Origin of the sequence: Amycolatopsis sp. 505 (genome assembly GCF_031625235.1) — a bacterium.
In the GTDB taxonomy this organism is placed as follows: Bacteria; Actinomycetota; Actinomycetes; order Mycobacteriales; family Pseudonocardiaceae; genus Amycolatopsis.
On record NZ_JACKQP010000010.1, the window covers coordinates 315,296 to 327,967 of the forward strand.

The window sequence follows — 12,672 nt, forward strand, 5'->3', positions numbered from 1 at the left end:
GCCTCGATCAAGGTGTATTCGTACACTCAACCCATGGCAGGAGTACCCGTTGACGAGAGTAGATGGCTCCTGGACGAGGAGGAGATCCACACCCTCGAAGGGGTGGGCAGCGTCCTCCGGCGCGGCGACGGCCACGTCTTCATGCGGGAAGGCGAGGCCAGCGACTTCCTGCTGCTGATCCGGAAGGGGCACGTGAAAGTCACGTCCGGCCAGCCGGCTCGCATCATCGCGTTCCGCGGACCGGGGGAAACAGTCGGGGAACTCGGCGTCATCGACGACGAGCCGCGCTCGGCCACCGTGATCGCCTGGGGTGACGTCGAGGTGCTCCATGTGCCCGCGGCCGAATTGCTGAAGTTCCTCGACCAGCACCGCCGGGCCGAGCGAGCCCTGCACGCGGCGGTGCGCAAGCGGCTCGCGCAGGCGACGCGGAAAATCTCGGATTCCGACCTCGCGATGGAACGGCGGATCGCCAAGGCCCTGACCGAGCTGATCCGCAACGACATCTGCGAAATCGTCGATGGCGTTCCCACCGTCCGGTTGAGCCAGAAGGACCTGGCCTCGCTCAGCGGCTCCTCCCTGGAAGCGACGAAGAAGATCGTTCGCGTCTTCAAGGAAAGCGGCCTGGTCGATACCGGACGGCTCCTGCTTCGCGTCACCGATGCCGACGCCCTGCGCCGGATCGCCGGCGGCCACCCCACCTCGTCGTGGTGACCGGCTGTGCTCACCATGCTGGAACACACTTCGAGCGTCTGGGCGCTCGCCGTGGTGGTGCTCGGGACCATCGTGCACCAGGTCGTCCGGCTCCTGATGTTCAAAGCCGCGCTGAGGAACAGCAAACCGGCGGAGCGGCCTGCGATCATCACCGCATTGGCCGGCCTGCTCGGGCGTGGCCCCTTCCGCAAACCGACGCAAAGGAACAGCCGTGCCGACCACTCCTGAGGCGGACCGGCTCTTCCGGAACCGGCTGGTCCGCGAACTCGTGGCGCTGGACCTCGATCCCGATCAGTTCGTCGTCTTCGGCAGCGCGCCGCTGCTGGCGCACGGGTTGCGGACGACCATCCACGACCTGGACGTGGTGGCCCGGGGCGACGTCTTGACCTGGGCGAAGCGCACCGGCACGCCGGGGGTGGGCGCCTACAGCGGGGACCCCGTCTGGCAGTTCTGCGGCGGTCGGATCCAGTTCTCCGCCGGGTGGATCACGACCCAGTGGGACGTCGGCGAGCTGATGGACGGTGCGGAGGTCATCGGGGGACTTCGCTGGGCGCGCCCGGGTGACGTGCTCCGCTACAAATTGGAGCTGCTGCGCCCCAAGGACCTCGCCGACATCGCGAAGATCCGAGCCTACCTGCGCCGTCCGGCCCGGAATCCGTCGCAGCTGATCGGGCAAGGATCAGGCTGATCGGCGGTATTTTGGGTGGATGGCGAAAGTCCGGCCGACCCCTTTCCCGGAGCGCAACGGCGACGTGCCGTACAACGCTTCCGGGGTGGTGCGGGTGGGTTCCCGCCGGTTCGTCTTCGTCGACAACAAAGATCCCACCGCATTGTTCGAAATGACGTTCGATTCCGCCGTCGGCACGGTCGAACGGATTCACCGGCGGCCCCTGGCCGGGGTGGGCAAGGGAATGCTGCGTGATCCCGAAGGCCTCACCAGGGTCGACGTGCACGGGGAAATCGTGCTCGTCGTCGCTTCTTCGCTGTGCGCCGCGGACGGGAACCGGATCTGCGACGGCCTGGTGCGCGTCCGGTACGTCCCCCACGGCGACCTGCCCGCCGAGCCGATGGCCGGCTTCCGGGACTGGCTGCTCGACCGGGTTCCCGCGCTGGCCGAGGCCGGGCGGCGGGCACCGGACGAGGGCGGGCTCAACGTGGAAGGCCTGGCCTGGGACGGAACCGCGCTGCTGTTCGGCCTGCGGGGCCCGGCGCACCCGGGCCGGGTCACGCTGGTCCGGGTGCCCGCCGACGTCGGCGGGGCCGGGTGGACGACCGCGTCGCTGGGGCCGCCGGAGCTGATCCCCGTGCGGCTGCCCGAGCCGGCCGTGCGGTGCGGGATCCGCGACATTTCCGGGGCCGGCGATTTCCTGCTCCTGCTCGGCCGTTCGACCAGCCACGGCGACACGCCGTTCCGGCTCGCCACCTGGAACCGGGCCGACGAGCACGCCGCGCTGCTCGGGATCACCTTTCACCGCAGCGCGAAGCCCGAAGGCGTCACGCCGTTCACGATCGACGGCCGCCGCCGGATCCTGATCGTCGACGACGCCGGCGGCTACGCGGTTCTCTGAGTCAGGAAAAGTACAGTTTCGACGGGCCGGGGTCCTGGTGGACCCGCGGTTTCCCGGCCGCCGTGGGATCCGTGCCGAACGCCGCGCCCAGCCCGGTCCGGACGCTCGTCACCGTGAAATAGCCGCTGGACGTGAACGGATCACCGACCGGGTCGACCGGCGTCACCGAGAACTCCTCGGCGTGGGCGGCGTTGTCCGCCGCGCGCGTGCAGAGCAACTGGTGGCCCTGGCTCGACGTCGTGGTGGTCGCGTGGAGGAACCGGCCGGTCGCCTTGTTCGCGATCGACTGCCCGCCGCCGAGCGGGGCGAAGCACCACAGGTCCGTGTCGTCGACGTTCGCCGGCCGCCACCGGTGGACGACCTCGCCGCCGCCCGGTTCCGCCGCCGTGGCCGGGACGGTCTCGCTGCCACTGGCGTGCAGGCACTCGTTGGTGACGTCCTCGCGGACGTACGCGCCGTCGGCGCCGGGCAGGCCGCCGCAGAGGTAGCCGGCCGAGGTGGCCAGCCGCAGCTGCTTGCGCACGGCGGTGAGCTGCGCGGGCACGTCCGGCACGCCGAGGCCGGTCAGCAGGGTCGCCATCCCGTCGAGCAGCGGCTGCAGCACCTCCCGGTGGGTCCGGAAGCCGAAGACGGTGTCGCGGTACTCGCGGATCCGGGCGAGCACCTGCGCCCGCCGTCCGGCGTCTTCGCGCACGAGCTTGGCGAGCAGCCCGGCGGTGTCGAGCCGGAAGTGCCGGGCGGGCTGGAGGGTCTGGTCGAGGCCCCACGGGATCAGCTTGAAGTCGATGTCGGCCACACCCGGCCGGGCGACCGCGTCCACGTCGTTGTACACGTAGGTGTTGTTGGTGTTGCGGGAATAGCCGTCCCAGTGCTTGAGGAAGAATTCCATCGCGTAGATCTTGACGAACTGGTCGAGGTCGAAGACCTCGGCGGCCCCGGCCACCCCGTGCGCGGCCAGGTGGTCGATGGCGAACCGCAGGTCGGCCTTGTCGTCGAACTTCGACAGCGATTCCACGCCGATGAACGGCAGCCGCTCGGCGACGAAGTCGTCCTTGTGCTCCAGCTCGTAGAGGTTGCCGTTCAGGTTGCCGAAGTTGCGCTCGATGTACCGCGGCATGATCGGCTCGACGTTCACGAAGACACCGGGACCGTTCACCCCGGCGATGCCCTGCCCGATCGGCACGCCGTTCACGCGGACCTGGGCGTAATTGCCGCGCGAATGGGGGAGACCGGCGAGCTCGAACAGTTTGTAGCCGAGCAGCTGCCGGAGGTAGGACAGGTCCTGGACGGAGTTGTTGAGCGTCAGGTACCGCGACCCGATCAGCTTCCGGACCGGATCCTTGTTCGCGTCGGAGAACTTCCCGAAGTCGACGTGCAGGCAGGGTTTGCCGCTGCTGAGCGAGCCGCAGAAGGACTTCTTCTTGATCCCGACGTCGGCGAACGACGTGCGCGCGGGGAACTTCGTCCCGGACACCTCGACCGAGGTCGCCTTCCGCCAGGTGTAACGGCTCCCGCCGGTCCAGTCGAAGTTGCACACACCGCCGGCGGGCTGCTCGGTGCGCACGGCGTCCCAGTCGCCCGGCGGCATCGTGATATCGATCGACACCACATTGTCGATCGCGTAGAGGGAATCGAGTGCCCGCTGCTCCTGCTCGCCCATCCGGCCAGTGTACGACCGGGTTCACGCGGCAGAAATGCGAACGGAATTCCGTGATGGATCCGATTTCGGGTGGGTGTATCACCCATTGTGGACGCAGCCGGTGGGAGAGCGCCGGAATGCTGTAACGCGGGGTGGCCGCGGAGAGATACTGCTCTGCGTGGGTGACAGCGGGAATGGCCGGCGGGCCACGGCGAGGCGGCGTGGCTGACCTGCGTGGTGCCCGCGCCCGGGCGGTCCTGATCGGGACCGGGTGCGCGACCGGGAGCCCCGGCGCCGACGGGCTGGACGCGATCCCGGCCGTGCGCACGACGCTCGCCGACCTCGCCGCGGTGCTGGTCGAGCGGTGCGGGATGGCGGCGGGCAACGTCCGGGTCCTGCTCGACCCGGCGCAGCCGTTCGCGTTCGGGGAGGCGCTCGCGGAAGAGACCGCGGCCGCGGAAGACGCGCTGCTGATCTACTTCTGCGGCCACGGGCTGGTTTCGCTCGACGGCGACCTCTACCTGGCCACGGCCGCGACCGACCGACGCGCCGGGTACCTGGCGCACACCGCGGCGCCCTACGCCCAGGTGCGCAACGCGGTGCTGGAAAGCCCGGCGCGCGTGAAGATCGTCGTCCTGGACTGCTGCTACTCCGGGCGCGCGTTCACGACGCTGGGGAACACGGCGGGCACCGAGGCGACCGGGTTGTCGCGGATCCACGGCGGTTACGTCCTGACGGCGGCCGGGGCGAACGAAGCCGCGCTGGCGCCGATCGGGGAGCGGCACACCGCGTTCGGCGGGGAACTGATCCGCCTGCTCACCGAGGGCGATCCGGACGGTCCCCGCGACCTGACGCTGCAGCACGTGCACGCCTACCTCCGCGAAATGCTGCTCGCGCGGGGCTTTCCACGGCCCCGCCGGCTCGCCACCGAGGTCGCCGACGGGTTCGTGCTCGCACCCAACCCGGCGTACCGGCTCGGTGGTGACCAGGACGGCCGCGAGGACTCCGCCGCCGCGACCGGTGCCGCGGACGTCTGCCCCTACCGCGGGCTGGCCGCGTTCGACGTCGGCGACACGGCCTGGTTCTTCGGCCGCACCCGCGAGACGCGCGAAGTGCTCGACCGGATCGGCAAGGCGCAGCCGGGCGATCCGCCGCTGGTCCTGGTCGGGCCGTCGGGCGTGGGCAAGTCGTCGCTGATCCGCGCCGGCGTCGCGGCCGGGCTCGCGCGCGGCGACTTCGGTGGCGTGGAGCGCACTCCGGTGCTGATGACGCCGGGCCCGCGCCCGCTGTCCGCGCTGTACACGGCGCTGGGCGACCGCGGGACGGCGCCGGTGCTGCTGGTCGTCGACCAGTTCGAGGAGATCTTCACCGAGTGCGCCGACCCGGAGGACCGGGAGAGCTTCGTCGCGGCCCTCACCGGCGGGCTGGGCGACGCCGTCGTGCTGCTCGGGCTCCGGGCCGATTTCTACCGGCACTGCCTGGCGTTCCCGGCCCTGCGGGAAGCGCTGGAGCGCAACCAGGTCCTCCTCGGCCCGCTTTCGGGCGACGAGCTCGGCACGGCCGTCCAGGCACCGGCCGCGGCCGCGGGACTGACCTTGCAGGCCGGGCTGGTGCCGATCGTCCTCCAGGACGTCCAAGCCCAGGCCGAAGCCCTCGCGGCGGACCGCGGCGACGGGCTCGACCTGCAGCAGGGCGAAGTGCTGCCGCTGCTGGCGCACGCCCTGCGCGAGACGTGGGCGCACCGCCGGGGGCGGCTGCTGACGGTCACCGGGTACGCCCGGTCCGGCCGGGTGGCCCGGGCCGTGGAGACCTCGGCCGAGCAGGTGCACGCCGGGCTCGACGAGCCGGGACGCGCGGTGCTGCGCACGCTGGTGCTGCGGATGGCGGCGGTCGGCGAGGGAACGGCCATCACCCGCCGGCTGGTCCCGCGGGAGACCCTGCTCGACGACCTCGGACCGGGTGCCGAACCGGTGTTGGACGCCCTGGTCGCGGCCGGGCTGGTCGTCGTGGACGGCGACGCGCTCGGGCTCGCGCACAGCGCCGTCCTCCAGGCGTGGCCGCGGCTGCGGGCGTGGCTGGAGGAGGGCCGCCAGTCGCTGCTGGTCCGGCGGAGCCTGGCGGCCGCGGCGGAGCGGTGGCAGCAGGCGGACCGGCGGCCGAACCTGCTGTACCGGGGCACCCGGCTGGCGCTCGCCGGCGAGCTGGCCGGGCCGGACGAGCCGCCGCTGCCGGCGCTGTCGCGGGAGTTCCTCGACGCGAGCACGGCCCGCCGCCGCCGGACACGCCGCCGGCTGGTGGCCGTCGCGACCGCGGCCGTCCTCGTCGCCGGCACTTCGGTGGCGATCCTCACCCGGGATCTGTGGTCCGGGCCGTGTCCCCGTGGCCTGCAACCGTCGAACAGCGTGTCGTTCGGCGACGAGTGCGTCGGCGTCACCGACGGCAGCTACGTGTTCCGGCCGGAGCTGGTCGCGGTCGAACGCCGGATCGCCGAGGAAAACCAGCGCGTGGGCGGGTCCGCGGTCACCGTGGCGTTCCTCGCCCCGTTCCCGGTGGCCGGCACCGGCGCGCTCACCGTCGACTCGATGCGGCACCAGCTCGAAGGCGCGTACACGGCCCAGGTCGAGGCCAACCGGTCCGAGCCGCGGGTCAAGCTGCTGCTGGCCAACACCGGCGCGTCGGGGGCTGCGTGGGAGCCGGTGGTCGGGCAGCTGGTTTCGAGCGACCCGGTGGGCGTGATCGGGCTGGGGGCCAGCTCGGCGTCGACGCTCGAGGCGGTCCGCGCGCTGAGCGAGCGCGGCCTGCCCGTGGTCGCCGGGATCGCCACCGCGGACGACTTCGACGCCACCACCTTGCCGGGCGTGGTCCGGGTGCGGCCCGCCAACCGGCAGCTCGTGGCCGTGATGAGCCGCTACGTCGCCACCCAGGCGCAGTGGCGGCCGCGGGTGCTGGTCGCCGACGGGGACGCCGGCAACCTCTACGCGCGGTCGCTCCGGGCGGACATCGCCGAAGAGCTCGGCCGCCGGTCGGGCCCGCTGGAAACGTTCAGCTACCTCTCTGGGAACGCGTCGCCGGCCGGGTTCGCGGTCGTCACCCAGGGGATTTGCGCCACCCGCGCCGAATCCGTGTTCTTCGCCGGGCGCGCGGCCGACCTCCCGGCCTTCCTGGCGTCGGTCGCCGCCCGGTCGTGCACCGACCCGGTCGAGGTGTACGTCCCGGAATCCGTCGAAGAGCACCTCGGGACCGAGCTGCGGGCCGAGCTCGCGGCCGGGAAGGTGTCGGTCACCGCGTTCGTCCCGGCCGGCTGGTCGGCGCTGCCCGGCCCGGACGGCGAGACGTCACCGCGGTACCAGCGGTACCGGCAAGCGTTCGCCGGCACCGGCGCGGACCCGGCCGGCGCCGCCGCCGCGGACGCGATCTCCCTGCACGACGCCCTGGTCACGATGGTGACGGCGTACCGGACCGCGCCGAAGGGCCGGTACTCCGGCGCGACGGCCGCCCGCACCCAGCTGGGCAACCTCCACGGTCCGCTGTCGGTGCCGGGCGCCGAGGAGGACCTCCGCTTCACCGAGCGCGGCACCCCGGACCGGCAGACGGTCGGGATCATCCGCTACACCGAAGGCAAGCCGGGACAGCGCATCGCCATCGAGCACATCAGCTAGGAGTCCACTGTGGAGCATCGCGGATGAGCGCGGTCGCCGACCTCCGCCGGGCGCGCGACCTCGCCTGCGCCCTCGACGTGCCCCGGTTCCGCGACGACGCGCTCGACGTCGTCCTCACTGCAAGCCGGACCGGTGAGCGAGTTCGGGCACTGGCCGTGGCCCTGGTCCCGGCGGCGCACCGCGTCGCTACGCCGAGGAATTCCGCGCCGAGCTGGCCGAACTGACCGGTTGCCAGCGCACGGCGTACGCACTGCGGCTGCTGGGTGTGGCTTGGCGGTTGCGATGTGGCTTGCGCGGCGGGTGACCCGTCATCGCCGCCGGAGCGCGCGGGTTGCGCCGCCGATGAGCGCGGTCGCCGCCACCGCTGCGGTTCCCAGGCCGCCCGCGGTCAGCGCCACGCTGACGACGATGCCGACCACGGCCAGCGCCAGCACGAGGACGAGCAGGGCGGTCCGGAACGTGCGGGCGCCGTCGTCGATGACGTGGCGGACGAGCGCGGTGTAGGCGTTGTCCGGCCGGCTCGTCACGATCGGCTCCGGTCCGGCCGGGCGCGGAGCAGGGCCCGGCGCAACGACCACGCGTGCAGCAGCTGCCGGGCCGCGTAACGGGCTTGGCCGCGGGGGAGGGCGGCCGCTTCACCGCGGAACTCCTCCGCGAACCGGGGCCGCTCGGCGAGCGGCAGCACCTGCAGCGCCAGGCCCAGCAGGTTCCGGCAGACCAGGCCCGGCCGCCCGGCCGTCGCGGTGCCGCGCGCCAGCCGCCGGATGACCTTGGCGACCGCGACCCGGGCTTCCCCGACCGGATCGCTCCCCAGCGGCGAGACGTACTTGCGGGCGGCGTCGACCCGGTTGTGCAGTTCCGCCCGGGCGCGCCGGGTCGCCACGACCGCTTCCCGCGCCGCGATGACGGACTCTTCGCGTTCCCGGGTCCGGTCCGCGAGCAGGGCGGCCACGGCCTGGGCGTCCGCGGCCCAGGCCAGGTGCACCGCGGTGTCGAAGTCCTCGGACACGGCCAGGTCGTGGGCCAGGTCGAGCTGGGCGGCCAGCCGGCGGGTGAGTTCGCGCTGCGGGGCGAACGCCAGCGCCCGGTTGTTCGACAGGGTGCGGGCCAGCCGGCACGCCACGGCCAGCTCGGCGGCGTTGCCGGCCTGGCGCTGCACCTGTTCGAGCGCGTCCGCGAGGCGCCGCGCCAGGGCCAGGTCTTCGGCGTCCCGGGCGGTCCGGTGGCGGCGTCTCATCGCGCACCGCCGGCCAGCCCCGGGCGCAGCCGCGCGAGCTTGGCCGCCGAGGCTTCGGCACGGGCGAGGGCGATCTGCGCGGACGTCACGCCGTCGCCGCTCAGGCGGTAGAAGCGCCGGCGCGGCCGGCCGGCTTCGCGGGGATCGACGTCCTCCCAGCGGCTCTCCAGCCAGCCGAGGCGCTCGAGCCGGGCGAGGATGGGGTGGATGGTGCCGCTCGGCAGCTCGGCGGCGGCGCAGATCTCCAGCCCGTACATCTCCCGCGCCGGGTCGGCGAGCAGCGCGCGCAGCACGAGCTGGGTGGTCAGGGTCATCCGCGGAGCCATGGTCTAGTTCTACTATGGGGGCTAGGTAGAGCACAACCGTCAGTCGTGGAGTGCGCTCAGCCCGGCAGCACCGTTCCGGGCAGCGAATCCACCGCCGCCCGCGGCGATTCCGTCACCACCGGCGGCGCAGCGCTGCCGGGACCGCCCGCGGCGGCCGTCGCCAAGGTGCGCACCTGGGCCGTGATCGCCTGGCGGTGGGCCTCGAAATCGGCGTCGGTCAGAGCGTCCGGGGCCGTCGGCTGGCCCAGCACCGGCGTGTGCAGGTGGCCGCCCGCCACCGACGTGAGCCCCAGGCCGAGGCGGACGCGGTTGCTGCGGAACATGGATTCGTTCGACAGGTAGTTCCCGCCCCCGCCGGAGGCGGCGATCTCGCCCGCGGCCGGGGCGTCCGCGCGGCACACCGGGGTTCCGGCGCCCGGGTGGGCCGCGTCGGGCCAGACGCAGAACGCCGGGTTGAAGTTCACCGGGTAGGCGCCGGCCGGGGCGGCCAGCATTTGCTCATACGGCAGGGTCGTCTCGATGAACTGGACGTCCGGCTGCGGCCAGCCCGCGGCCGGCGGCACACCTCCGGTGACCGGCACGTTGTTGTTGTCCGGGAAGCCACCGCGCCAGGCGCCGGCCCAGCGTTCGATGTCGAACCGGCCCGGACGCCCCTGGCTGATCGTCATGATCACGTCCGGCCGTCGCGCGCGGTCGCGCAACGCCGTGCCGTAGGCCGCTTCGACGATGCCCGCGTCGAAGTAGCCCCACACGACCGGGAAGTTCACCGCCTGCACCACGGCCGGCCCCGACGGCGTGCTGAGGATCCGCCCGTCCAGCTGCAGCGCCGAGGCCCCGGCCGGGTTCGAGATCCGGACACCGGCGCCGTCGAGCTGGAACGGGTCGAAGCCGCTCACCATGACCCGCCGCGTCTTCCCGAGCGGGAACCGGACGTCGTCGAGGCCGCGCGATCCGTGGTCGAACGCCGCCAGCAGCGACGTCCGCTGCGAGGCCGGCAGCGCGAAGGGCGGCCGCCACTGCCGGATCGCGCTGCTGAGCTGCAGCCGCGCCCAGTACAGCGGCCGGTCGTCGAAGCGGTCGAGCGTGCCGAGGCCGGAGGTGCGGCCCTGGGCGCGGTCGACCGCCGTCCGCCACAGCCGGGCCCCGGCCTGCGTGACGACCCGTTCGGCCCGGCGCGGGGTGCGCGCGGCACAGAGGTCGTGCTCGACCGCGGCGACGAAGGGGTCGAGCCCGGCCAGCCGGACCAGCTCGGGGCCGACGGCGGGGCCGCCGGCCGGCATCGTCGCGGTCAGCCGCTGCTCCTCGACGGTCAGCGGGGCGGTCGCGTCGAAGCAGTTCGGCGCCGGTGCGGCCGCGGCGACGCCGGGGAGCACGAACATCGGCAGGGCGGAGAGCAAGGGGAGCAGGGCGGACAGGCGCACGGGTTTCCCTCCACGTTCGCTGAGCGATCTCCTCGGTCCAGTCTTGCGGCCGGGAGGGATTCCGAGAACCGTGCATAAGTCGGATGACGGCTTGAAGCTGCCTTGACCAAGGGGCAGACTCGCCCGCATGCCCGCGCACTGGAGCCGCACCACGCTCGTCCTGGCCGTCGCCGCCGTGCTCACCGCCGGCGTCGCCGCACCCGCCACCGCCGCCACACCCACGCCGAAGTCGCCGGTCGCCGTCGGCTTCGGGGGTGCCGTGGCCAGCATCGACGCCGACGCCACCGCGATCGGCACGCAGGTCCTGCGCGACGGTGGGAACGCCGTCGACGCGGCCGTCGCGGTCGCCGCCGCGCTCGGGGTCACCGACCCGTTCTCCGCCGGGGTCGGCGGCGGCGGGTTCTTCGTCTACTACGACGCCAAGACCCGCCGCGTGCACACCCTGGACGGCCGCGAAACCGCCCCGAAGACCGCCGACCAGAACCTGTTCGTCGAGAACGGCCAGCCGCTCCCGTTCGCCGACGCCGTCACCAGCGGCCTGAGCGTCGGCGTCCCCGGCACGCCCGCGACCTGGGCCGAGGCGCTGCGCAAGTGGGGGACGCGCTCGCTGGCGAAGTCGCTGAAGCCCGCGGAGAAGCTCGCCCGCGACGGCTTCGTCGTCGACCAGACGTTCCAGACGCAGATCGCGAACAACGCGGCGCGCTTCTCGGCGTTCCCGTCGACGCGTTCGCTGTACCTGCCGGGCGGCGCGCCCCCGGCGCCGGGGACGGTCTTCCGGAACCCCGACCTGGCCGCGACGTACGCCCAGCTGGAGCGGTCCGGCGTCGCCGCGCTGTACCGCGGCCCGATCGGCGCCGACATCGCCAAGACGGTGCAGAAGCCGCCGGTCGACCCGGCGTCGACGTTGAACGTCCGGCCCGGGAAGCTGACCACCGGCGACCTGGCCGCGTACGACGTGATCGAGCGCGACCCGACGCACGCGCGTTACGAGGGTCTCGACGTCTACGGCATGCCGGCGCCGTCCTCGGGCGGCCTGACGGTCGGCGAGGCGCTCAACATCCTCGAGAACTTCGACCTCAAGCACGCGAGCAAGGCCGACTACCTGCAGTACTTCCTGGAGTCGACCCGCTTCGCCTTCGCCGACCGCAACCGCTGGATCGGCGACCCGGCGTTCATCGACGTCCCGGCGCGCGAGCTGCTGAGCCAGCGCTTCGCCGACAGCCGGGCCTGTCTGATCTCGAAGGACAAGGCGGCGACCAGCCCGGTCGCCCCGGCGGACCCGCGGCACCCGGCACCGTGCGCGGCCGGCTCCGCGGCGGCGCCGACGCCGTACGAAGGTGAGAACACGACGCACCTGACGGTGGCGGACAAGTGGGGCAACGTCGTCGCCTACACGCTGACGATCGAGCAGGAGGGTGGCAGCGGCATCGTGGTGCCGGGCCGCGGGTTCCTGCTGAACAACGAGCTGACGGACTTCTCGTTCACGCCGGTGACCCCGGGCGTCCCGGACCCGAACCTCCCGGGCCCGGGCAAGCGCCCGCGGTCCTCGATGGCCCCGACGATCGTGCTCGACCACGGCCGCCCGTTCTTCGCGACGGGCTCGCCGGGCGGAGCATCGATCATCACGACGGTCCTCCAGGTGATCCTCGGCCGCCTGGACCGCGGGCTGTCGCTGGAGCAGGCGATCGCGGCCCCGCGAGCCTCCCAGCGCAACGCGGCGGCGGCCCAGGTGGAGCAGGCCTTCCTGGACCAGCCGGAGACGGCGGAGCTGAAGGCGAGGGGCCAGGGCTTCTCGACGGCCCCGGCGGAGATCGGAGCGGCCACGGGCGTGGAGAGGTTGCGCGACGGCCGCTGGCTGGCGGCGGCCGAGCCGGTACGGCGCGGCCAGGGCGCGGCGCAGGTGGTGTGGCCGGCGCGCTGGTAGGGGCTGAGGTCGCTCGTATCCCCTGGCCGGAACGTCGCGAATGACTCATTCGAGACCTCGGAGGTCCCGAATGAGTCATTCGCGGCAGCAGGGCGGCAAGAGGCCCGGCTGTCCACAGCACCACCCCGATGTGGACAACCGCGCCTGAGCTGCAACTCGGCACATCGGGGCACTGGCGCGCCCGGCC

At 73.0% G+C, this 12,672-nt stretch carries 12 protein-coding genes; 7 read left to right on the top strand and 5 right to left on the bottom strand.

Going from position 1 to position 12,672, the window contains the following annotated elements; translation table 11 throughout:
- The first annotated feature begins 33 nt into the window (after positions 1-33).
- Genes H5965_RS34865 through H5965_RS34880 form a run of 4 tightly spaced genes read left to right on the top strand, consistent with a single transcriptional unit; the run spans position 34 to position 2,279 of the window.
- Complete coding sequence (locus tag H5965_RS34865; protein ID WP_310975054.1) at positions 34-711, top strand: Crp/Fnr family transcriptional regulator; 678 nt, start codon at positions 34-36, stop codon at positions 709-711.
- Between the two features lie 6 nt (positions 712-717).
- Positions 718-939 carry a hypothetical protein gene (locus H5965_RS34870; protein WP_310975055.1) on the top strand — a complete coding sequence of 74 codons (222 nt, stop codon included), beginning with the start codon at positions 718-720 and terminating at the stop codon, positions 937-939.
- The gene (locus tag H5965_RS34875; RefSeq protein WP_310975057.1) at positions 923-1,399 is read left to right on the top strand and encodes a hypothetical protein; all 477 of its coding nucleotides are present in this window, start codon (positions 923-925) and stop codon (positions 1,397-1,399) included. Before H5965_RS34870 ends, H5965_RS34875 begins: the two co-directional genes overlap by 17 nt.
- 19 nt (positions 1,400-1,418) lie before the next feature.
- On the top strand, positions 1,419-2,279 hold the full coding sequence (locus H5965_RS34880) for a DUF3616 domain-containing protein (protein WP_310975058.1): 861 nt from the start codon (positions 1,419-1,421) through the stop codon (positions 2,277-2,279).
- Position 2,280: 1 nt separating this feature from the next.
- Here H5965_RS34880 and H5965_RS34885 read toward each other — a convergent pair whose 3' ends face one another.
- The gene (locus tag H5965_RS34885) at positions 2,281-3,939 is read right to left on the bottom strand and encodes a CotH kinase family protein (RefSeq protein ID WP_310975060.1); all 1,659 of its coding nucleotides are present in this window, start codon (positions 3,937-3,939) and stop codon (positions 2,281-2,283) included.
- Positions 3,940-4,139: 200 nt separating this feature from the next.
- Between H5965_RS34885 and H5965_RS34890 the strand changes: the two genes are divergently transcribed.
- Entirely contained in the window at positions 4,140-7,577 is a 3,438-nt protein-coding gene (locus tag H5965_RS34890; RefSeq protein WP_310975062.1) for a caspase, EACC1-associated type, read from the top strand.
- Positions 7,578-7,600: 23 nt separating this feature from the next.
- Positions 7,601-7,801 (top strand): hypothetical protein, encoded by a 201-nt coding sequence (locus tag H5965_RS34895; protein ID WP_310975064.1) that lies wholly within the window; start codon positions 7,601-7,603, stop codon positions 7,799-7,801.
- Between the two features lie 84 nt (positions 7,802-7,885).
- Here the strand turns inward: H5965_RS34895 and H5965_RS34900 are convergent, their stop codons facing one another.
- From H5965_RS34900 to H5965_RS34915, 4 genes are read right to left on the bottom strand one after another with little or no spacing between them, the layout of a single operon-like run.
- On the bottom strand, positions 7,886-8,104 hold the full coding sequence (locus tag H5965_RS34900; protein WP_310975066.1) for a hypothetical protein: 219 nt from the start codon (positions 8,102-8,104) through the stop codon (positions 7,886-7,888).
- Positions 8,101-8,814, bottom strand: a complete 714-nt coding sequence (locus tag H5965_RS34905) for a hypothetical protein (RefSeq protein ID WP_310975068.1) — start codon at positions 8,812-8,814, stop codon at positions 8,101-8,103. Before H5965_RS34905 ends, H5965_RS34900 begins: the two co-directional genes overlap by 4 nt.
- The gene (locus H5965_RS34910; RefSeq protein ID WP_310975069.1) at positions 8,811-9,140 is read right to left on the bottom strand and encodes a helix-turn-helix transcriptional regulator; all 330 of its coding nucleotides are present in this window, start codon (positions 9,138-9,140) and stop codon (positions 8,811-8,813) included. The genes H5965_RS34905 and H5965_RS34910 overlap by 4 nt, the downstream gene beginning before the upstream one ends.
- Before the next feature lie 56 nt (positions 9,141-9,196).
- Positions 9,197-10,561 carry a hypothetical protein gene (locus tag H5965_RS34915; protein ID WP_310975071.1) on the bottom strand — a complete coding sequence of 455 codons (1,365 nt, stop codon included), beginning with the start codon at positions 10,559-10,561 and terminating at the stop codon, positions 9,197-9,199.
- Between the two features lie 127 nt (positions 10,562-10,688).
- On the opposite strand from H5965_RS34915, the gene ggt reads away from it, so the two are divergent.
- The gene (gene ggt, locus H5965_RS34920; protein WP_310975073.1) at positions 10,689-12,485 is read left to right on the top strand and encodes a gamma-glutamyltransferase; all 1,797 of its coding nucleotides are present in this window, start codon (positions 10,689-10,691) and stop codon (positions 12,483-12,485) included.
- Positions 12,486-12,672 lie beyond the last annotated feature (187 nt).

Bases quoted from the DNA above. Each gene is read 5' to 3' on its own strand.
- H5965_RS34865 (WP_310975054.1), top strand. From the start codon at position 34: ATGGCAGGAGTACCCGTTGACGAGAGTAGATGGCTCCTGGACGAGGAG.
- H5965_RS34880 (WP_310975058.1), top strand. From the start codon at position 1,419: ATGGCGAAAGTCCGGCCGACCCCTTTCCCGGAGCGCAACGGCGACGTG.
- H5965_RS34885 (WP_310975060.1), bottom strand. From the start codon at position 3,939: ATGGGCGAGCAGGAGCAGCGGGCACTCGATTCCCTCTACGCGATCGAC.
- H5965_RS34895 (WP_310975064.1), top strand. From the start codon at position 7,601: ATGAGCGCGGTCGCCGACCTCCGCCGGGCGCGCGACCTCGCCTGCGCC.
- H5965_RS34905 (WP_310975068.1), bottom strand. From the start codon at position 8,814: ATGAGACGCCGCCACCGGACCGCCCGGGACGCCGAAGACCTGGCCCTG.
- H5965_RS34910 (WP_310975069.1), bottom strand. From the start codon at position 9,140: ATGGCTCCGCGGATGACCCTGACCACCCAGCTCGTGCTGCGCGCGCTG.
- ggt (WP_310975073.1), top strand. From the start codon at position 10,689: ATGCCCGCGCACTGGAGCCGCACCACGCTCGTCCTGGCCGTCGCCGCC.